Source organism: Pseudomonas sp. NFPP04, assembly GCF_900113815.1.
Lineage (GTDB): Bacteria > Pseudomonadota > Gammaproteobacteria > Pseudomonadales > Pseudomonadaceae > Aquipseudomonas > Aquipseudomonas extremorientalis.
Genome location: NZ_FOQS01000006.1, coordinates 221969 through 241461, shown reverse-complemented (window position 1 = coordinate 241461; position 19493 = coordinate 221969). Strand labels below are relative to the sequence as shown.

Sequence of the window (19493 nt, the reverse complement as noted above, 5' to 3'; positions counted from 1 at the left end):
TTGCGCACAACCTGAAGATCGCGCTGGCGGTTGGGGTGGGGACTGCGGCGGGGGTGGTGGCTTATAGGCGGGCTGTGGCGGGGGGTGCAAAAGGCGCAGGTACCCTTGCTAATGCAGGGAGAGGGACGTTAACAGAAGCAAATTTTGCTCAAAATAAAATCAAGTCTGATCGATCCTTTAGTGAGGAAGGGCAAAAGGTATACTCAGAGCTGGCGGGCACACCGATCAAGACAGTTGATGACTTAGCCAGCGCTTTGAGGGCTGGGACAATTAAGCCGAATCAGCTTCCCGTTGATTATGTAGATATGAAGGGGACTCGCCTTATTTTGAATACGCGAACTTCTACCGCGCTTGAGCAGGCAGCTATCCCTCGAAGTGAGTGGTTCGGGCGAAATCAGACAGGTGTTGAGGCTTATCCAGGTAAGACATTCAATGATTTGGCAGCAGATCAGTTAAAAAATAACAAATTGCCGCCGACAGGCGCAGAACAATTAAAGTCGGTGCGTCCATGAAAATAGGTCAGCCAAAATTAATACTAGATCCATATGAGTGGCTGCCAGGATATGGTGAGTCAAGAGTATCATTCCACTCCGTTGGCTCGGATGTGATACTTGATATTGAGTATGAGAAGGAGGTTGTAGTTGATAGCGAAGAGGTTGTACTGGCTTTAAGGCGGGAGGTTGCGTTCAAGTCTGTGCGATGCTTTATTCGGGAGCCATTCCCTGGAGGTGCTATTTTTGAGTTTGATGGTGATCCAAGTGAGTTTCGGTTGGGTAAGTTGACCGAGTTTATAGACTCCGAATTGGTAAGGAATAACTTGAAAGCATGGCGTTCCGTGTCGAGTCACGAACCGCCGAAGTTGAGGCATTTCAGCATTCAGTTTTTGTCAGAGAATCTTACTTTTCATGTGCTGGCTGTAGATGTATTTTTATCCATTGAGCTGTCGGGCAGTTGATTTTGTTTTGAAATAAAATTAACGGGAACCGCTTCAGTTAACCAAACACTATTTTCAGCCTGAAAAAATTTAAATCCCTGTTGGTACATCCGCAGGGATTCAATCTTCAGAACCACTGGTTTACCGTAGCGCTGTCCGACAGCGATAGCTGTCAGAGTCTCCTGCGATAGATGCACATGGTGGCGTGAACCTGCAATCAATCCTTGCTGAAGAATAGATTCAAGAAAGCGTGTTGCAGTGCCATGGTAGAGGAATTCTGGCGGTTCTTTCTCTATGTGTTGGAGGTTTACGTCTGGTGCTGAATGTCCCTGTGCGGCTCGAATACGCTGGCCATCGTCGGAGAGGGTAAAGCGTTTCTTGTCACTGCTGTTTACTACTGCCTGAATTATTGCCTGGTCAAGTACGCGGCCTTCTTTCGCTGCGCCGGTAATCAAAGAGTTGATGTCTGCCCAGCCTTCTGCGTCGAGTTGCAATCCGATAGTGTGAGGCTCATGGCGCAAGATATAACTTAGAAACTTGCTTGTTTCGTTTAGTTGCTTGTTATTCATGATTGTCCTGCATGCATTTTTCGATTTTTCAGGATTTAGTCGCAGTCTTTTTACTTACTGCAAAATCTCCCTTCCTTCGCTAGCTTTAGTCGTGGCCTGAGCGATCAGGGTATCGAGCATCTGCGCAACGAATTTCTGTTGGCTCTTAGGTAGCTGGTCGATGGCTTCCAGTTGCTGTTGCCATTTCGGAGCGGGGCCACGTTTACGCACAGTGGTTTCCTGCTGCTGACCAAACAGTTCTTCGAGTGTGGTCGAAAGCAGCCGGGCCCGCTCCGGCAACGCCGCTACCTGAATCCGCAGCTTGCCGGACTCATAGGCTTGGTTAGTCTGCTGGGACACGCCCAGCCGTTCGGCCAGTTGAGTTTGAGTGATGCCGTGTTCTTTGCGCAGGCGGGCAATGCGTTCGCCCAAGGCAATGAAAAATTCACGTTCTTCGTTGGTGATGCTCATGGCTATCGTCGATGATATCTGTAATAGGACAGCCATTAACGTACTCCAGGTTTTACCACGGGTAAACGGGGTCAGACCCTGAGGGACTGAACAAAGCCCTGGGGCAGGGCTGCAGTGTCAGTGACGCGCTGAAAAATGCCTTGTTCAACACCTTGGCGGCGGCCAGTTTCAACCTGGTAGGGGACTACACGAAAAACGTCCTGGCGGACGGCTCGTTACCCAAGGTGGCGATCCACGCCATGGTCGGTGGCTTGCTGGCCGAAGCCACCGGCGGCGACTTCAAGACCGGCGCATTGGCGGCGGCGGCAAGCGAAGCACTGGTTGGCCACCTGGATACGTTGGTCAAAGGCAACGACACCCTGCTGACCATGAGTTCGCAGATCGTCGGCGTACTGGCGGCTGCGGCACAAAGCGACACTGACGCCGCCAAGCTGGAGACCGGCAGCTGGGTGGCGAAGAACGCCACGCAATACAACTACCTGTCACACAGACGATACTGTATCCAGGACGCCACGCGCAAATTCCAGGAACTGAGCCTCCAGCAGGACATTGACGCCATCGTCAGCTGCCAGGCCGACCCCAGTTCCTGTGCGGCAAGCTCCAAAGAAGTCGCCAACACCATGGCGAACCTCAACGCCATCCGCGACATCGCCGACTACGCCTCGCCCGACGCCCGTGAGGCAGTACAGAGCCTGATCAACGGCAATTACGAATTTCAGGAAATGCTGGCGACCGCCACGACCGAGCACTCGGTGGGCGCGATGGTCGAGTCGCTCAAGTCGAAGTGGGCACTGAGCGATGCTCAGGCGCAGGACATTGCGCACAACCTGAAGATCGCGCTGGCGGTTGGGGTGGGGACTGCGGCGGGGGTGGTGGCTTATAGGCGGGCTGTGGCGGGGGGTGCAAAAGGCATTCTTACACCTAAAGATTTTCCAGAGGTGGCTGGCAAAGTCAGCCAGAAACAGCTTCGGCATATCGCTGGAAGGCCTGAGCTTGAAGCTCGAGGAAGCGGTGGGTTCTTGAACAGCGTTGATGATGCTCAAAAAGTACTAGATGCTTACCGCATAGGGCAGGTTAAGATTTTAGGTAAGAATGCTCAAGGGTTCCCGGTGGTTAAGTTCGAAGGCGTAACCGGGACCAACGTTAACACTGGCGTTGGTATAACCGGTCAGCCTACTAATGTCTTTATCATCAAAGGTACAAAAAGCCCAAGTATTGTCCCTGCTAACCCTAACTGGACTCAAAAATGAATGCAGAAGCCGAATTGAAAGCTTGGAATTTCCAAGTCTTAATGCTTGTTCAAGCGATGCTGGGGGCAGTTACTCCAAACTTCAGGATGGTAGTTTTGTATTGTGAAGATGATGTTTGGGTAATAAGATTTTATCTTGAAGAAAATATAGAGGATGATATTGGTGAGGTAGAAGATATCATATGTCAATATACTGCTTACCAGGGATCGGATTTAAAATGCAGGTCGGAAATTTTTGTAGGCAACGAAGATCTACCTAGTTTGTCGGAGGCTGAGAGGGTCGTTTATCGTCGAAAAGAGTGATTTTTGACTTGGTGCAAAAGCAACAGGCCACGTTTTACCTGACGTAATTAGTCCTATTTATCGAACGCAAGGTAAACGGGGTCAGACCCTGAGGGGCTGCTAGATTTATCGAAAAGTTCCGTTACCAGAGAGCAATTAGGAGATGTACTGCGTAGCGTTAACGGCTCAGGTGCAAAAAATATTAATGATGTCGTTATTATAGGAAAATAAAATGCCATCAGTTCTCTGCAGGTGTGGTAGCAAGTTAAATTTTGGTGAGATACCTAATTCAATTGAATGGTTGATGATTTCAGATGATGGATTTGAAAAATTCCAAGGCTCCGTTGATGCGGAGTCTATTTATCGAGAAATGAATAGTGCACTTAAGTGTTCTTGTTGTGGGCGATTATTAGTGTTTTGGAACGGCTTTGATGTTCCTCCAATCTCATATATGCCGGAATAGTCATTTATTGTAAGTTAAGTTAGTGCAAAAGGAACGCCTGTCTGGGGTAGCGCTATATATAAAGCTGACGGAGACTTCGGGTATCTCCCGCTTGTCCGGCAAAACTATGTTAAAGATATTAGAGGTTATTTGTCGTGAGTAGAAAATCTAGAATTACGCCGGTATCCACGGACTATGAAACATGCGCCGAGTGCTTCGTTAGGCTAATGATTTATCCTGGCGATATTCATCCAAGCGAAATTTCCAATATCATGCATGTTCAACCAACACAAATTACTGTTATAGGCGAAAAAGTAAAAAATAGTCGTGGAGTCACGCGCGAGGTGAAGAGCTCTAGCTGGTTTTTATCTAGCGAGGGAAATGTGCAGTCTAAAGATCTTCGCGATCACATTGATTGGTTAGTCCGTGAGATCCAACCGCATCGTGAGTCTTTGGGTTTGGTGCAGCAGATTGATGGGGTGAAAATCACCCTGAAGTGTGTGTGGTTTTCTCTGCTGGGGCACAGCGGTCCAGTACTTTGGCCTGAGCAGATGAAAGCTTTAGCAGACTTGGATTTGGAAGTTTCTTTTGATGTTTACTTTGTCGAATAAGAAAAAATGTAAGGGGGCGGAATCCAATTAATTGAATATGGTAGAAATACGCTGCCGGACGGAACAGTAAGCGTTCGGTTATCTTCTACTAAACTGACTCCCCGGCCTACCAATTCGGATGGGATTCCATAATGAAGGTAAATACGCTTGGGCAATTTGGCGGTTTGAGTCGATACGAGTTATGGGGATAAATGGGGTCTGATCCTGAGGAGTCCATGTTGTTACCAAGCCAGATGGAACGTTTGTGACTATCTTGAAAGATGGGGTGACTCAGAATTCATCTGTGAAAAGTGCTTTGAAGGGGGGAGTAGGTAATGAGTCTTTCATATCTTATGAATACTTGGTTAGTGAGGGCGTTAGGAAGTAAGCTGCTTTCAGTAAATGCATTGCTTCATGTGTTCGAGTCTTATAGAGGCTCGATTCCTCAAGAGGTTTCTTTTCGATTTGAAGATTTGGAGAGTGGGAGGTTATATTGCGGAAGTGATGGTGTGTCGCTATGTTTTTCTGAAACGCCTATTGCTGAATGCGATTTGGGTGAGTACGGAAAATTGATTGATTTTTGTGTTTCTAGTGGAAGTTATTTTTTTGATGTTGTCGGGCTTAGATTGCTTTCGGTCTCGGCTATAAAGTCCTCGGTAGAGCGTAAAGTGATAGGCGTATTATTGTTGTTTGAATATGACTCGTTTCTATCAATTTTGAATTTAGGGGATGAGCTCTTTTTTTGTGATAGGGTGCCAGATGAAATAATTGCCAGCGAAGGGTTGACGTTTGTTTTGTTGGGCGGAAAAGGGGGGGTGGAAAACGGGGTCAGACCTTGAGGGATCCAGCTCGTTGGTTATCAAGGCTCTGGAGCTGGGTGCCCAATTTATGAGTTAAGTATTAATGGGCAGCCGCAGCGAATTGCTGTGACTGTTGGCGACAACGGTTTTGTCGTCGGTGCAAATCCAAGGGGCAGCGTTAAATGAAAAATCTAAAGTTGATGGCGGATTATCAGTGTCATCCGCTTTGGAATATGTCCCCCCGATGAGTATGGGGACATAGCTCCTTGCGGGCTTCCTATTTCTGAAGAGCTTCAGCTGCGTCTATCAAAGTGGGCCGCTATATACGATGAAACCCTGAATGCTGATTACCCGCCAAACTCTGGGTTCAAGAGTGAGGAGTTAGAGCGCGAATTCAAGCGAGAAGGAGAGCGATTAGCTGAATGCTTGAGAAATGAGCTCGGTCCGGATTTTTCTATTCTCCTTAAACTTTAGTTGGGGCAAAAGGTATAAGAAGGTAAAATAGGTTGTTTGCCGGATCGCTACGCAGCGGAAAGCGGGTGGCAGCGATTATGACTTTGATCCAGTCTGCGCGCATGAACAGACATGAGCCGTATGCTTATATGAAAGACGTGTTGACTCGTCTGCCCACGCAGCGGGCATGGGACGCCACCAACTTGTTACCACATCGTTGGGCGCCTGTTTAATCAAAAACCACTCAAGGAGAAAGCTGTGGACTTACGGATTCAGATAAATGAGACGCCTCAAGAGGTCGATTACCAAGCGATTTTGGCGCCATTGCGCGAATACAACCAAGCACAAACGGGGCTCATTGGAACTGAAAAACTTGCGATCTTGATCAAGGATGACGCAGGGGCTACGCAAGGTGGGCTATACGCAAAAATTTCTGGGCAGTGGTTATTTGTTGAGCTGCTGGTAGTCCCTGAAGTTGCCCGCGGGCAAGGGTTGGGCGCAAAGTTGATGGACAAGGTGGAAGCGCTGGCGCGTGAGAAAGGCTGCCAAGGTATCTGGCTGGACACATTCTCTTTTCAGGCTCCGGACTTTTACCGCCGGCTCGGCTTCAGCATATTTGGAGAACTCAAAGATTACCCGGTCGCTGGATACAATCGGTTTTTTATGCAGAAAAGATTTGATCTCGACGAGCATAACGCTAGTCATACTCAGCCTTGAGGCAATGACAGCAAAAACCTAAGCAAGGTGTGTTACCCGCGATCGATCGTCGCCATTCCTTTCCAGAAGAACACGCAGGACGTGGTGCATGCCTTGACCCGCAGTACCCTGGAAGAAGCGGTGCAACGCCGATTGTTGTAATGCGTGGTCAAGTCAGTTCAACCCGAACGTCGATCAGCCGTGACCGGCGTTCAGCTTCCTATCGAGCCGTAGGAATTGCTCCCTGTAATATGTAGGTCATTTCGTTTTATGCTTTTCCAGCCCTCCCAGACACCTGCTGTTTCATGCCTGCGCTGTTTTATAGTTCACGGAGCAATCCACCACGGCAGGGAGCCGCCCACCTCATGCATACCCGAAAACAATCCCCCCGGCGCCACACCCCACCACAACCCCCGACCCTTCATTCCGGCCATCGCCTGCGTCTGGTGCTCAACACCTACGGCATTCCGCCCACGGCCTTTGCCGAATGGATGCACGTCAGCCCGCAGTGCCTCAACAATTGGTTTTCACGGGGGCTGCCAGTGGATCGCGTGGAAAAGCTGGCGACAACCTTGAGCGTCAGCAAAGTGTGGCTTGAGACCGGCGAGCGCGGATGATGACAGTGGTGGGACGGTCAAAGGGCCGCCTCTATTTCAAGGGTCCCACCACCTGCCGGTATTTTTCCACCCCCTGCGGTGTCTGCCGCACCAGGCTGATCTCCAGTCCCAACGGGTCTTCGCGGCGATTGCCGCTCAGTTGCCGCCAGCCTTTGTCCGCTTCCCATACGCGTACCTGCAGGTCACTGACGCCGGTCAGTACCACCACGCCGTCCTTTGCCGCCGGCAGGGGGTAGCGGTCCCGTGCGGGGGCGGCGGCGCGGTAGAGTGCGTCGCCCTTGAGCCACCAACGTACCCGTTGCAGGCCGTCGCCTGCCATTGGGGCGCTGCGGATCACGTCGAGGCGAAAGCCCTTGCTGTCGGAGCTGCGCACGGTCACGGCGGCCAATCCCTCCGTTTGTGTGGCTTCAGGGGGCGTCAGTTCGACGCTGGCACGCAGGCTGATATCCCGTTGCATCTGGTTCAGTGCGCGCAGCAGCACTTCGGTTTGTTCGGTGCTTGCCTGCAAATGCTGATCGGCGCGGGTGACGCTGTCCAGCCCGCGCCAGGCGATCAGGCTGACCACCGCCATGAGCATGATCGCCACCATCACTTCGATCAGGGTGAAGCCTTGCTGTGCCGGCTTCATGGTTGGCTGACCACGCGCATCAAACCGGCGGCGTCGCGTTGCAGGCTCAGGCTGTGTTGGCCGTCGGACAGCACCACACGCAGCGGTGGGTTGATCCATTCCGCGTTGAGCACCAGGGTTTGCCGGGGTTCTAGACTGATCTGCATCGGCGTGCTTTCCCACAGGCGTGGGCGCAACGGGTCGTCGTTTTTAAAGGTGTCGAGGCCCTGGCCGTCGTCCCGCTGGCGGTTGAAGCGAAAGCCCTTGGCATCCGCGCGCCAGGTGATGGGGCGGCCGTCGGCGTGGGCTTCGGCCTGGGCGACTTGCAGCAGTTGGCTCAGGCGCTCGGCGTCTTTGCGCAGCAGGTGCAGCGGGTCGGGCTTGATGGTGAGGCTGATGGCGGCGCTGGCGATGCCGATGATCACCAGCACCACCATCAGCTCGATCAGGGTGAAGCCTTGCTGTTTCATCGCGGGCCACCTGGAGAACTGGGGAGTGTGTGAAATAAAAGCGTGCGAATTGACCTGTAGGCTGGTGCGACGGACAAACAGGAGGTCCTCCCCATGACATTTGCCCCTCGTTTCACCCTGGCCCACGGTGTGCAGGCTGTGGGTGTGCTGGCCGCGCTGGCGGGTGTGGCGGTATGGACGCCGCTGCTGCTCACCAGCGCCGAATCCCACACGCCGCAAGCCACGCCCCAGGCACTGGCGGCGCGCAGTGATAACCCGGCGCTGCAATGGTTTTCCAATGTGCCGACGGCGTTGCAGGTCAAGGTCACCGGCGTACTGGCGGGAGCGCGGGGCGCGGTGGCGATCCTCAGTCTGAATGACGGCCCGCCGCGCAGCTTTCTGCTGGGGGAACGGCTCAGCCCCGGTGTGCGGCTGACCGCCATTGAAGGCGACGGGGTGGAGATCGAGCGCGCTGGCGAGAAGCTGCGCGTCAACCTCGACAAGTTGCCGCCGGGGCCTGCGCTGCCGCTGCTCACTCGGCCATGACCTGGGTGTCCAGCCGCGCCAGGGGCGGCGCTTCGCGGCTGGCGTCGAGCACTTGCAGGTTGACCTGGAACAGGCGGCCGTCGGCGTTGATGGTCTGCTCGCAGCGCAGTTTCAGGCGGCCTTGATCGCAGGTGAAGGTCTTCTTGCCGCTGCGCAGGTGGCCTTCCAGGCGCAGTTCGGCGAGGCGACTCTGCGCGGCCAGCAACGCGATGGATTTGTCTCGCAGCAGGCCGTTGCTCTGGGTCATCAACCCGGCCACGCGCACAGCGGCGGCCATGGCCACGGCGATGATCGCCAGCGCCACCAGCACTTCGATCAGGGTAAAACCTTGCTCCTTGCGACGGCCGTACATGGCGCTCTCAAAGCCGGGAAACAGGCCCGCAGACTAGCGCCGGCAGTTGACCGATTGGCGACTGAAACTCCCGAGGATTTTCAATACGACTGACATGTGTTCTTGCAACACTGCGCCACGAATTGCACTCAAGCCAAGGAATGTCGAGATGGATATCGCGCGCCTAACGTCCCCATTGCCAGGCCCTCGCGGGCAGCGTGGCTTCACCCTGATCGAGATCATGGTGGTGGTGGTCATCCTCGGGATCCTCGCCGCGATGGTGGTGCCCAAGGTCCTGGATCGCCCGGACCAGGCGCGGGCCACGGCGGCCAAACAGGACATCGGCGGGTTGATGCAGGCGCTGAAGCTCTATCGCCTCGACCACGGCACTTACCCGAGCATGAACCAGGGCCTCAAGGTGTTGGTGGAGCGCCCGGCGGACGCCAAGAACAGCAACTGGCGCGCCTACCTGGACCGCCTGCCCAACGACCCATGGGGCCACCCTTATCACTACCTCAACCCGGGCGCCAATGGTGAGGTGGACGTGTTCTCCCTCGGCGCCGACGGCCAACCGGATGGCGATGGCGTGAATGCCGATATCGGCTCCTGGCAGCTCTAAGGCCCGCCATGAAACGGTATTCGCCCCCAGTGGCGAAGCAGCGCGGCATGGCGATTATCAGCGCCTTGCTGATCGCGGCGGTGGTGGCGGTACTGGCCGGCGCCATGCTCACGCGCCAGACCGTATTTACCCGCAGCCTCGAAGCCGAGCAGCTGCGCATCCAGGGCCAATGGCTGTTGCAGGGCGGCCTGGAGCGCAGCCGGCAGCTGCTCTGGGACGCCCGCCAGAAAGACGTGCTGACCCGTCTCGACCAACCCTGGGCGCGGGCCCAGGGTGGTGCCTTCGAGGGGCGTATCGAGGACGAGCAAGGCAAGTTCAACCTGCGCAATCTGGTCAACCGCGAGCAGGTGGACACCGAGCAACTGCAGAGTTTCGAACGGCTGTGCCGCCTGATCGGTGTCGACCCGGCGGTGAGTCGGCGCATCAGTCAGCGGGTGATCGCATCTTATGAACCACCCGCCAGATCCCCGATGCTGCGCAGCCTGGATGAGCTGAGCGGGATCGAAGGCCTCGACCCCTTGGTGTTGCAGCGCATGCAGGCCTATATCAGCGTGTTGCCCGGCCCAACCTGGGTCAACGGCAACACCGCCAGCGCCGAAGTGCTCAGTGCAGTGGTGCCCCAGCTCAGCCTGGCCCAGGCCCATGGATTGGTGGCCGAGCGTGACAGCGGGCAGTGGTTTATCAACCGGGGGGATTTCGTCAACCGCCTGCACCTGCCCCAGGTGGCGGTGGATTCGGTGCAGGTGGGCATCACCAGCGAGTGGTTTCGCGTGCAGGGCCAGGCGCGGCGCGAGCAGCGGCGAGTCACCCTTGACGCCTTGTTGCACCGCCCCGAAGACCGGCTGCCCCGGGTGATCTGGTCGCGGGTGGGCGTATGAAACGCTTGCGCATTGGCTTGCCGCCGCTGGATCAATTGAGCGCGCAGAGCCAGGTCCGGTTTGCCTGGGTGGAGCGTGGCGTGGTCATTGAAGAGGGCGACGCCAGCGTGGCGCAGTTGGGCCAGGCGCGTCAGGCGGCGGACTGTTTCCTGCATCCACGGGACAGCCTGCTGACCAGCCTGGAGCTGCCGCCATTACCCGCGGCGAAGACCGCTGCCGCCGTGGCTTGTGCCGCCCAGGCGTTGATCCTCGGCGCGGTTGAGCAGATGCAGGTCGCCCACGGCCCTCGTGAAAGCGATGGCCGCGTGCAGGTGGCCTGGGTGCCCAAGGCCGGGCTGGAGCGGTTGGCGCAGTTGCCGCTCAAGCTGCGCGGCCTGTACCCGGCACCCTATGCGTTGCCGGTGGGCGCCGCTGCGTTGGATGACGACTACCTGCTGACCCGTGACAGCCTGCAACAAGGCGCGGTGCACCCGCTGGGTTTGCAGGCGCTGGACCTGCCATTGGTGGCAGCGGCGCAGCGTTGGAGCGGGCCGGTGCCCACATGGGGCTTGCAGGGTCGCCTCACACAGCCCTCGACCGGCGGATGGGGCAGGGCACTGGCCTGCGTGGCGCTGGCCATCGCCATCTGGACCCTGGGCCTCAACCTGTACGCCGCGCGCCAGGTGGAGCAAGGCCAGCGACTCAAGGCGCTGATGAGCCAGCAGGTGCGCCAGGCGTTTCCGGCGTTGCCGGTGGTGCTCAACCCCTTGCAACAGGCCCGCCAGCAATTGGCCGCACGCCAGACCGGCGCGGCCGCCGACCCGGGCCAACGCTTCCCCGGCCTGCTGCAACTGGTGGGCAGCAACCTGCCGTTCATGGTCGGCAGTGTCGACAACCTGACGTTTGAACAGGGACGCTTGCGTGTCGAGCTGCTCGCCGACAGCCGTCACCCGACCGCCGAAGGTGAATGGCAGGCGGCGTTGGCCCAGGCCGGTTTCACCGCCAGCCGCGAGGGCCGGGCCTGGACCATTGCTCCCGTGCAGCCCGCAGAAAAAGCCGGAGCCGGCGATGAATAAAGTCCAGCGACTGCGCAGCCAGGCCCGGGTGTTCTGGAGCGGCCTGGCCCTGCGCGAAAAGCGCATGCTCGGTGGCGCCGGCCTGGTCCTGGCCAGCTTGTTGACCTGGCTGGCGCTGGTGCAACCCGCGTTGAAGAAGATCGATTACTGGCAGACCGAAACCCCCAAGCTGCGCGCTCAGGCCGCCGCCTTGCAAGTGTTGTTGCAGGACGTCGCCGCGCCCAGTCCGGGCGACGAAGCCGCGCTGCGCCAGGCCCTGGACAGTGCCGGTCTGCAGGGGCATTACCAGTTGCAGGCGCTCGAACCCGCTGGGTGGCGCCTGACCTTGGACAACGCCCCGGCCGATGCGGTGGTGGGCTGGCTGCTGGGCAATGCCCGTTCGTTTTCCCTGGAGGTGTCCGAGGCGCATTTGCAGCGCGTGCTCGATACCGTCGACAACTCGGCCGGCACTGTGTCCGGGACCGTTCGCATGGATCAGGCGCTTGGCGCTAAGGAAGCTTCATGAAGTGGTCAGTCCCCCCTTTCCGTATGGTCGCGCCGTTGCTGGTGCTGGCCCTGAGTGCGTGCAGCAACCAGGACGCGTCCAAGCCGCTGCTGGTGGACAGCGAACTCGGCCAGCCCCTGGCGGGCACCCGTCGCAGTGGCGAGACCGTTCTCGACCGCCAGAGCCAACCCGCCCCCAAAGCGCCGGTACAGCACCGCGTCACCAACAGTGCTCGCGGCCATGCCCCGGCAACCGTCAAGGCCCGCAACCCGCTGGGTGACCAACCGGTGCAGCTCAACTTTGTCGACGCCGACATCCAGGCCGTGGTGCGCGCACTCTCCCGCGCCACCGGCCAACAATTCCTGGTCGACCCGCGTGTGAAGGGCAACCTCACCCTGGTCAGCGAAGGCCAGGTGCCGGCGCATCAGGCCTACGACATGCTGTTGGCGGCGCTGCGCATGCAGGGCTTCAGCGTGGTCGATGTGGGCGGCGTCGCCCAGGTGGTGCCCGAGGCCGATGCCAAGCTGCTCGGCGGGCCGATCTACAGCGCTGGCAGCAGTGGCATGCAGACCCGCACCTTCCGTCTGCAATACGAAAACGCCGTCAACCTGATCCCGGTGCTGCGCCCCATCGTGTCGCCGAACAACCCGATCAATGCCTACCCCGGCAACAACAGCATCGTCATCACCGACTACGCGGAAAACCTGGCGCGGGTGGCGCAGATCATCAACGGTATCGACACCCCCAGTGCCATCGACACCGATGTGGTGATGGTGCAGAACGGCATCGCCGTGGACATCGCCGCCATGGTCTCCGAGCTGCTGGACACCCAGGGCGCCGACCAGACCCAGAAAATCAACGTGGTCGGCGACCCGCGCTCCAACTCGATCATCATCCGCTCCGGCAGCCCGGAGCGGACGGAACTGGCGCGCAACCTCATCTATAAACTCGACAACGCCCAGAGCAACCCCAGCAATATGCACGTGGTGTACCTGCGCAACGCCCAGGCGGGCAAGTTGGCCCAGTCACTGCGCGGCTTGCTCACCGGCGAGAGCGATTCCGGCGTGAGCGACGATGCCCGGGGCAAGCTCAGCGCCATGGGCGGCAATGGCAAGAACACCGCCCAAGGCGCGAGCAATGCGCAAAACAGCAGCGGCACGCCCACCGGCAGCGGCGTGCAGTCGGGTTATGGCCAGGCCACCGGCTCGACCACCGGCACCAACGGCACCCCCAAGGACCAGGACACCGCGTTCAGTGCCGGCGGCGTGACGATCCAGGCCGACGCCACCACCAACACCCTGCTGATCTCCGCGCCGGACCCGTTGTACCGCAACCTGCGCGAAGTCATCGACATGCTCGACCAGCGCCGTGCCCAGGTGGTGATCGAAAGCCTAATCGTGGAAGTCGGCGAGGACGATGCCACCGAGTTTGGCGTGCAGTGGCAGGCCGGCAACCTGGGGGGCAAGGGTGGGTTTGGTGGCGTGAACCTCGGCGGTAGCGGCGTGAATGGTAAGCCCAATAGCCCCACCAGTATTGATGTGCTGCCCAAGGGGCTGAATGTGGGGGTGGTCAATGGCACGGTTGATATTCCCGGCATCGGCAAGGTGCTCGACCTCAAGGTGTTGGCCCGTGCGTTGAAGAGCAAGGGCGGCACCAACATATTGTCCACGCCCAACCTGCTGACCCTGGACAACGAAGCGGCGAGCATTTTCGTGGGCCAGACCATTCCGTTTGTCACCGGCAGTTATGTGACCGGCGGCGGGGGCACCAGCAACAACCCGTTCCAGACCGTGCAGCGTGAAGAGGTGGGGCTCAAGTTGAACGTGCGGCCGCAGATTTCCGAAGGCGGCACCGTGAAGCTGGATATCTACCAGGAGGTCAGCACCGTGGATGCGCGGGCGTCGGTGGAGGCGGGTACGGTGACCAACAAGCGCGCGATCGATACCAGTATTTTGCTGGATGACGGGCAAATCATGGTGCTCGGTGGGTTGCTGCAGGATGGGTATAGCCAGAGCAATGATGCGGTGCCGTGGTTATCGGATATTCCGGGGTTGGGGGCGTTGTTTCGCAATGAGAAGCGCAGTGTGAACAAGACTAACCTGATGGTGTTTTTGCGGCCCTACATTATTCGGGACAGTGGGGCGGGGCGCAGTATTACGTTGAATCGGTATGAGTTTATGCGCAGGGCGCAAGGGGGGTTGCAGCCGGAGCACAGTTGGGCGATGCCGGATGTGCAGGCGCCGCAGTTGCCTTCTGTGGACAAGGCGATTCCTGGTTCTGGGGGGAGACGGTGATTGAGTACATATCCGTTGCTGCGGTAACGGCGGCTTATGGTTCCGCTCTTACAGCGGGTCACTTTTGGAAGGACCCAAAAGTAACCAAAAGGTCCTCGCCCCACCACTCGGCACCTCGCCTAGGCTCGGTGTGCCGTAACGAAGGCTTGAATCCGTGGGCCGCCGCAATGGGCCATCCATGGCCCAGTGCGGCTAACCCGGCGTCCTGCCGGGTTACCCACGGATTCAAGCCTGCGTTCGGCCAGCGTGGTTTTACGGGGCGCCGAAGAGCAAGATCAAGAGCGACTCGCTGCGCATCGTGGATACGTTTTTTGTTCTGTGTCGCCGCCTTACTGTGGCGAGCGGGCTTGCCCCGCGTTGGGCTGCGAAGCAGCCCTAATACCAGTGAGCGCGCCGCGTGCATTCTGGTTTCCCACGTCATCGTTAACAACCATCGCGGGCAAGCCCGGCTCAGGGGGAACGCGCACGCCTCAACGATCCGGTCGGCTACCAGGCCGCCGCGCTTTGCTTTTGATTTTGATCTGAGGCGCCCCGTCAAACACGCTGGCCGGAATTCGGCAGGGATTTGGGGGGTAAACCGGCAGGGATGCCGGTTTAGCCGCCCCGCGCCATGGATGGCGCGTGGCGGCGGCCCCCCAAATCACTGTCGGATTACGGGCACACCGAGCCTGAGCGAGGTGCCGAGTGTTGGGGCAAGAGCGTTTTGCTTACTTTTGCGCTCTTCAAAAGTGAGCCGCCGTAAGGGCGGAACCCTAAGTAGCCGTTACCGCAGCAACGGATATGTACACCTACAAACAGGGCCAAAACCATGAGCCTATTGCCCTACGCCTGGGCCAAATCCCAACGCATCCTCCTGCGCCCCAGCGACCAGGGCATGCTGCTGACGGTCTGCCCCTCAACCCCCGGCTGGTCCATCAGCGAAGTCCACCGCCAATTCGGCCAAACCCACCTCGAACAGGTCCGCGACGACGAACTCGACGGCCTGCTCACCAGCGCGTACGCCGACACCGGCAGCGCCGCCGCCGTCGTCGGCGCCGCCGAAAACGAGGTCGACCTCGACCGCCTGATGCAAGACATGCCCGAAATCACCGACCTGCTGGACACCCAGGACGGCGCCCCGGTGATCCGCATGATCAACGCCTTGCTCACCCAGGCCGCCCGCGACGAAGCCAGCGACATCCATATCGAACCCTACGAAACCCATTCCGTAGTGCGCTACCGTGTCGACGGCACCCTGCGTGACGTGGTCTCGCCACGCAAGGCATTGCATGGCGCGCTGGTCTCGCGGATCAAGATCATGGCCCAACTCGATATCGCCGAAAAACGCCTGCCCCAGGACGGCCGTATCGCCCTGCGCGTGGCCGGGCGGCCCATCGATATTCGCGTGTCTACGGTGCCCACCGGCCATGGCGAAAGGGTGGTCATGCGCCTGCTGGACAAACAGGCCGGGCGCCTGCAGTTGGAAACCCTGGGCATGGAGCCGCAGCTGCTGGCACGCCTGGATACGCTGATCCGCCAGCCCCACGGCATCGTGCTGGTCACCGGGCCCACCGGCAGTGGCAAGACCACCAGCCTGTACGCCGCCCTGGCGCGGCTGGATGCGAGCACCAGCAATATCCTCACCGTGGAAGACCCGGTGGAATACGACCTGCCGGGTATCAGCCAGATCCAGGTCAACGCCAAGATCGACATGACCTTCGGCCTGGCCCTGCGTGCGATCCTGCGCCAGGACCCGGACATCATCATGATCGGCGAAATCCGTGACCTGGAGACCGCACAAATCGCCGTGCAGGCTTCGCTCACCGGTCACCTGGTGCTGGCGACCCTGCACACCAACGATGCGGTGTCGGCGGTCAACCGCCTGATCGATATGGGGGTGGAGCCGTTCCTGCTGGCGTCGTCCCTGTTGGGGGTGTTGGCCCAGCGCCTGGTACGGCGCCTGTGCCCGCACTGCAAGCAGGAAGACCCCGCCGCGCCCGGCACCTGGCGCCCGGTCGGCTGCGCGCAATGCAACCAGGTCGGCTACAGCGGACGTACCGGGATCCATGAGTTGTTCTGTGTCGACGATGCGGTACGCAGCCTGATTCATGAGGGCGCCAACGAGCAGGACCTGCGCCTGGCCGCGCGCCGCGCCGGGATGTTGAGCATGCGTGAAGACGGTGAACGCTGGGTGCGCAGCGGTGCCACCGCCCCCGAAGAAATCCTGCGTGTGACACGGGACGCCTGATGAATCGCTATCGCTATGAAGCCGCCGATAGCAGCGGCAAAGTCGAGGCCGGGCATGTGGAGGCCGACAGCCAGAGCGCAGCCTTTGCCAACCTGCGCAGTCGCGGTTTGACCGCGTTGCTGGTGCAGATCGAAGGCAATCAGCAGGCCGCGACGGGCAGCAGCCTGTTCAGCGCCAAACTGTCGGACAACGACCTGGCCTGGGCCACGCGGCAACTGGCGAGCCTGCTGGGTGCGAGCCTGCCGTTGGAAGCCGCGCTGAGTGCCACGGTGGAGCAGGCCGAGAAAAAGCATATCGCCCAGACCCTGGCCGCCGTGCGCGCCGATGTGCGGGGCGGCATGCGCCTGGCGGATGCGTTGGCGGCGCGACCTCGGGATTTTCCGTCGATCTACCGCGCGCTGATTGCGGCGGGGGAGGAGTCCGGTGACCTGGCCCAGGTGATGGAGCGTTTGGCCGACTACATCGAGGAGCGCAACAACCTGCGTGGCAAGATCCTCACCGCGTTTATCTACCCCGGTGTGGTGGGGCTGGTGTCCATCGGCATTGTGATTTTCTTGCTGAGCTACGTGGTGCCCCAGGTGGTCAGCGCGTTCTCCCAGGCCCGCCAGGACCTGCCGGGGCTTACCCTGGCGATGCTCAACGCAAGTGACTTCATCCGCGCCTGGGGCTGGCTGTGTCTTGCCGGGATCGTCGGCGGTTTCTGGAGCTGGCGCCTGTACCTGCGCAATCCGGTAGCGCGGCTGAATTGGCACAGCCGCGTGCTGCGCCTGCCATTGATCGGGCGTTTTGTACTGGGGTTGAACACGGCACGATTCGCCTCGACCCTGGCGATTCTCGGCGGTGCCGGGGTGCCGTTGCTGCGTGCCCTGGAGGCCGCGCGGCAAACCTTGTCCAACGACCGGCTCGACCAGTGCGTCAGCGATGCCACCGCCAAGGTGCGCGAGGGCGTCAACCTGGCCCCGGCGCTGGCGGTGGAAAAGGTCTTCCCGCCGGTGCTGATCCACTTGATCGCCAGCGGCGAGAAAACCGGCTCGCTGCCGCCCATGCTGGAGCGCGCGGCGCAGACACTGTCGCGGGATATCGAACGGCGTGCCATGGGCATGACCGCGTTGCTGGAGCCGCTGATGATCGTGGTGATGGGGGCCGTGGTGCTGGTGATCGTCATGGCGGTGTTGCTGCCGATCATCGAGATCAACCAACTGGTCACCTGACCGCACCTGCTCCCGTCCAACCTCGGGTTCCTCGTTCCGTCACATTCCGACAGCCCATGCCGCCTCCAGCCATACGCGCTGAAACCTGACTGTCACCTGCGCCCAAAGCGCTCGGAATCATGACTGGAACACCCGAGAATCTTTTTAAAAATCAAGGTGTTCCTCCCGAGGTTTTTTCCTATAAACGTCATCGGAAACTGCGAATTTCTGTCCCATGGTTTTAACCCCTGGCCACCCCCCTGAACACGGCTCGGGACCGAAGCCATGGCGTCATGCAAGAGCCCTCTACCCCAAACGTACAAACACGACGAAAGGAGATTCTTCATGTTTAAGCGCAACGTTCTCGCGGTATCCATGACCCTCGCTGCACTGTGCTCGGCCCAGGCTGCAATGGCTGACATCAACGGCGGCGGCGCAACCCTGCCACAAGCGCTGTACCAGACGTCTGGCGTGTTGACCGCAGGTTTTGCCCCGTACATCGGTGTGGGCAGCGGCAATGGCAAGGCAGCTTTCCTGACCAACGACTACACCAAGTTGAAGGCTGGCGTTTCCAACCTGAACGTGCACTGGGCGGGCAGCGATTCCAAGCTGAGCGCTACTGAACTGTCGACGTATGCGTCGGCCAAGCAACCTGCCTGGGGCAAGCTGATCCAAGTGCCATCGGTGGGTACTTCGGTTGCCATCCCGTTCAACAAAAGCGGGACTGCGGCCGTTGACTTGAGCATCAACGAGCTGTGCGGTGTCTTCTCCGGCCGTATCGCCGACTGGAGCGGTATCACAGGTTCGGGTCGCAGTGGCGCCATCAAAGTGGTTTACCGCAGCGAAAGCAGTGGCACCACCGAACTGTTCACGCGCTTCCTGAATGCCAAGTGCGCTGAAACCGGCACCTTCAATGTCACCACCACCTTCGGCACCAGCTACACCGGTGGTTTGCCTGCCGGCGCGGTTTCCGCAACTGGCAGCCAAGGCGTGATGACCACCCTGGCCGGTACCGACGGCGGTATCACCTATATGAGCCCTGACTTCGCCGCCCCGACCCTGGCCGGTCTGGATGACGCAACTAAAGTCGCTCGCGTGGGCAAGGACGTGGTCAACGGTGTGGCGGTCCAGGGTGTATCGCCGAAAGCGAGCAACGTATCCGCTGCCATCAATGCCGTGCCGTTGCCTGCTGTCGCTGACCGTGGCAACCCTGACGCTTGGGTTCCCGTGTTCGGCAAAGCCAACACCGCGGGTGTGGTGCCTTACCCAACGTCGGGCTACCCGATCCTGGGCTTCACCAACGTGATCTTCAGCCAGTGCTACGCCGATGCCACCCAGACCACCCAAGTGCGTGACTTCTTCACCAAGCACTACGGTTCGTCTGCCAACAACGACGCAGCGATCGAAGCCAACGCGTTCGTGCCACTGCCAAACAACTGGAAAATCGCTATTCGCGGTAGCTTCCTGACCGCCACCAATGCCCTGAGCATCGGCAACACCAACGTCTGCAACGGCATCGGTCGTCCGCTGTAACCCACGCTTTCAAAGACCCGCAACACCTGATCAGCAACGGCCTGCGCCGTTGCTGATTTTTGCGTTTGTGCTGTTCACCGCCGCGCCGACAGCGTCATGTGAACTTTGCATGACAGAAGTTCAGTCGTGTCCCTCGCCAACCGCCTAATCCTCATACGTGAGCCTGTCCTGCTCCCTGCGTAATAACAAAGAAGGAAG

General features: G+C 58.9%; 19 protein-coding genes and 3 pseudogenes. 17 read left to right on the top strand and 5 right to left on the bottom strand.

Going from position 1 to position 19493, the window contains the following annotated elements:
* Positions 1–512: pseudogene (locus BM017_RS28885) on the top strand (hypothetical protein); the annotation flags it as partial.
* Between the two features lie 391 nt (positions 513–903).
* Here the strand turns inward: BM017_RS28885 and BM017_RS15520 are convergent.
* Together BM017_RS15520 and BM017_RS15515 are read right to left on the bottom strand one after the other, a co-directional pair.
* Positions 904–1503 (bottom strand): RNA 2'-phosphotransferase, encoded by a 600-nt coding sequence (locus BM017_RS15520; protein WP_092245918.1) that lies wholly within the window; start codon positions 1501–1503, stop codon positions 904–906.
* 54 nt (positions 1504–1557) lie between these two features.
* Positions 1558–1953, bottom strand: coding sequence for a helix-turn-helix domain-containing protein (locus tag BM017_RS15515; protein ID WP_218189853.1), 396 nt, complete (start codon positions 1951–1953; stop codon positions 1558–1560).
* An 86-nt stretch (positions 1954–2039) separates the two neighbouring features.
* Here BM017_RS15515 and BM017_RS29635 point away from each other — a divergent pair.
* From BM017_RS29635 to BM017_RS15470, 7 genes and pseudogenes are all read left to right on the top strand, one after another.
* Positions 2040–2441 (top strand): annotated as a pseudogene (locus BM017_RS29635) (DUF637 domain-containing protein); the annotation flags it as partial.
* A 758-nt stretch (positions 2442–3199) separates the two neighbouring features.
* On the top strand, positions 3200–3505 hold the full coding sequence (locus tag BM017_RS15500; RefSeq protein WP_092245912.1) for a MafI2 family immunity protein: 306 nt from the start codon (positions 3200–3202) through the stop codon (positions 3503–3505).
* Between the two features lie 576 nt (positions 3506–4081).
* Positions 4082–4537: a DUF4279 domain-containing protein gene (locus tag BM017_RS15495; RefSeq protein WP_235595023.1), complete on the top strand. Its 456-nt coding sequence runs from the start codon at positions 4082–4084 to the stop codon at positions 4535–4537.
* Between the two features lie 314 nt (positions 4538–4851).
* Positions 4852–5355, top strand: coding sequence for a hypothetical protein (locus BM017_RS15490; protein ID WP_092245909.1), 504 nt, complete (start codon positions 4852–4854; stop codon positions 5353–5355).
* 461 nt (positions 5356–5816) lie between these two features.
* Positions 5817–6002, top strand: a pseudogene (locus tag BM017_RS15480) (transposase domain-containing protein); the annotation flags it as partial.
* A 25-nt stretch (positions 6003–6027) separates the two neighbouring features.
* Complete coding sequence (locus tag BM017_RS15475) at positions 6028–6486, top strand: GNAT family N-acetyltransferase (RefSeq protein WP_092245906.1); 459 nt, start codon at positions 6028–6030, stop codon at positions 6484–6486.
* A gap of 344 nt (positions 6487–6830) precedes the next feature.
* A complete protein-coding gene (locus BM017_RS15470; RefSeq protein WP_092245903.1) occupies positions 6831–7082 on the top strand; it encodes a helix-turn-helix domain-containing protein in 252 nt (83 codons plus the stop codon).
* 31 nt (positions 7083–7113) lie between these two features.
* Here BM017_RS15470 and BM017_RS15465 read toward each other — a convergent pair whose 3' ends face one another.
* Positions 7114–7710 carry a type II secretion system protein GspJ gene (locus BM017_RS15465; protein ID WP_092245900.1) on the bottom strand — a complete coding sequence of 199 codons (597 nt, stop codon included), beginning with the start codon at positions 7708–7710 and terminating at the stop codon, positions 7114–7116.
* A complete protein-coding gene (gene gspH, locus BM017_RS15460; protein WP_058427242.1) occupies positions 7707–8159 on the bottom strand; it encodes a type II secretion system minor pseudopilin GspH in 453 nt (150 codons plus the stop codon). The genes BM017_RS15465 and gspH overlap by 4 nt, the downstream gene beginning before the upstream one ends.
* 93 nt (positions 8160–8252) lie before the next feature.
* Between gspH and BM017_RS15455 the strand changes: the two genes are divergently transcribed.
* Entirely contained in the window at positions 8253–8684 is a 432-nt protein-coding gene (locus BM017_RS15455) for a type II secretion system protein N (RefSeq protein WP_058427241.1), read from the top strand.
* On the opposite strand, the gene gspI is transcribed toward BM017_RS15455, so the two are convergent.
* On the bottom strand, positions 8671–9036 hold the full coding sequence (gene gspI, locus BM017_RS15450; protein WP_058427240.1) for a type II secretion system minor pseudopilin GspI: 366 nt from the start codon (positions 9034–9036) through the stop codon (positions 8671–8673). The genes BM017_RS15455 and gspI overlap by 14 nt on opposite strands.
* Positions 9037–9184: 148 nt before the next feature.
* Between gspI and gspG the strand changes: the two genes are divergently transcribed.
* The 8 genes from gspG to BM017_RS15405 all read left to right on the top strand — a co-directional run bounded on the left by gspG (position 9185) and on the right by BM017_RS15405 (position 19295).
* A complete protein-coding gene (gene gspG, locus BM017_RS15445) occupies positions 9185–9634 on the top strand; it encodes a type II secretion system major pseudopilin GspG (RefSeq protein ID WP_058427239.1) in 450 nt (149 codons plus the stop codon).
* A gap of 8 nt (positions 9635–9642) precedes the next feature.
* Entirely contained in the window at positions 9643–10512 is an 870-nt protein-coding gene (gspK, locus tag BM017_RS15440; protein ID WP_170856084.1) for a type II secretion system minor pseudopilin GspK, read from the top strand.
* A complete protein-coding gene (gene gspL, locus BM017_RS15435) occupies positions 10509–11567 on the top strand; it encodes a type II secretion system protein GspL (RefSeq protein WP_092245893.1) in 1059 nt (352 codons plus the stop codon). The genes gspK and gspL overlap by 4 nt, the downstream gene beginning before the upstream one ends.
* Positions 11560–12072 (top strand): type II secretion system protein GspM, encoded by a 513-nt coding sequence (gene gspM, locus BM017_RS15430; protein ID WP_092245890.1) that lies wholly within the window; start codon positions 11560–11562, stop codon positions 12070–12072. Before gspL ends, gspM begins: the two co-directional genes overlap by 8 nt.
* Positions 12069–14345 (top strand): type II secretion system secretin GspD, encoded by a 2277-nt coding sequence (gene gspD / locus BM017_RS15425; RefSeq protein WP_092245887.1) that lies wholly within the window; start codon positions 12069–12071, stop codon positions 14343–14345. The genes gspM and gspD overlap by 4 nt, the downstream gene beginning before the upstream one ends.
* Before the next feature lie 808 nt (positions 14346–15153).
* Positions 15154–16572 (top strand): type II secretion system ATPase GspE, encoded by a 1419-nt coding sequence (gene gspE, locus BM017_RS15415; protein WP_092245884.1) that lies wholly within the window; start codon positions 15154–15156, stop codon positions 16570–16572.
* Entirely contained in the window at positions 16572–17783 is a 1212-nt protein-coding gene (gene gspF / locus BM017_RS15410) for a type II secretion system inner membrane protein GspF (protein WP_058427213.1), read from the top strand. The genes gspE and gspF overlap by 1 nt, the downstream gene beginning before the upstream one ends.
* A gap of 324 nt (positions 17784–18107) precedes the next feature.
* Complete coding sequence (locus BM017_RS15405) at positions 18108–19295, top strand: substrate-binding domain-containing protein (RefSeq protein WP_071491222.1); 1188 nt, start codon at positions 18108–18110, stop codon at positions 19293–19295.
* The last annotated feature ends 198 nt before the right edge of the window (positions 19296–19493 follow it).

Bases quoted from the DNA above. Each gene is read 5' to 3' on its own strand.
- BM017_RS15520 (WP_092245918.1), bottom strand. From the start codon at position 1,503: ATGAATAACAAGCAACTAAACGAAACAAGCAAGTTTCTAAGTTATATC.
- BM017_RS15515 (WP_218189853.1), bottom strand. From the start codon at position 1,953: ATGAGCATCACCAACGAAGAACGTGAATTTTTCATTGCCTTGGGCGAA.
- BM017_RS15500 (WP_092245912.1), top strand. From the start codon at position 3,200: ATGAATGCAGAAGCCGAATTGAAAGCTTGGAATTTCCAAGTCTTAATG.
- BM017_RS15490 (WP_092245909.1), top strand. From the start codon at position 4,852: ATGAGTCTTTCATATCTTATGAATACTTGGTTAGTGAGGGCGTTAGGA.
- BM017_RS15470 (WP_092245903.1), top strand. From the start codon at position 6,831: ATGCATACCCGAAAACAATCCCCCCGGCGCCACACCCCACCACAACCC.
- BM017_RS15465 (WP_092245900.1), bottom strand. From the start codon at position 7,710: ATGAAGCCGGCACAGCAAGGCTTCACCCTGATCGAAGTGATGGTGGCG.
- gspH (WP_058427242.1), bottom strand. From the start codon at position 8,159: ATGAAACAGCAAGGCTTCACCCTGATCGAGCTGATGGTGGTGCTGGTG.
- BM017_RS15455 (WP_058427241.1), top strand. From the start codon at position 8,253: ATGACATTTGCCCCTCGTTTCACCCTGGCCCACGGTGTGCAGGCTGTG.
- gspI (WP_058427240.1), bottom strand. From the start codon at position 9,036: ATGTACGGCCGTCGCAAGGAGCAAGGTTTTACCCTGATCGAAGTGCTG.
- gspG (WP_058427239.1), top strand. From the start codon at position 9,185: ATGGATATCGCGCGCCTAACGTCCCCATTGCCAGGCCCTCGCGGGCAG.
- gspK (WP_170856084.1), top strand. From the start codon at position 9,643: ATGAAACGGTATTCGCCCCCAGTGGCGAAGCAGCGCGGCATGGCGATT.
- gspL (WP_092245893.1), top strand. From the start codon at position 10,509: ATGAAACGCTTGCGCATTGGCTTGCCGCCGCTGGATCAATTGAGCGCG.
- gspM (WP_092245890.1), top strand. From the start codon at position 11,560: ATGAATAAAGTCCAGCGACTGCGCAGCCAGGCCCGGGTGTTCTGGAGC.
- gspD (WP_092245887.1), top strand. From the start codon at position 12,069: ATGAAGTGGTCAGTCCCCCCTTTCCGTATGGTCGCGCCGTTGCTGGTG.
- gspE (WP_092245884.1), top strand. From the start codon at position 15,154: ATGAGCCTATTGCCCTACGCCTGGGCCAAATCCCAACGCATCCTCCTG.
- gspF (WP_058427213.1), top strand. From the start codon at position 16,572: ATGAATCGCTATCGCTATGAAGCCGCCGATAGCAGCGGCAAAGTCGAG.
- BM017_RS15405 (WP_071491222.1), top strand. From the start codon at position 18,108: ATGTTTAAGCGCAACGTTCTCGCGGTATCCATGACCCTCGCTGCACTG.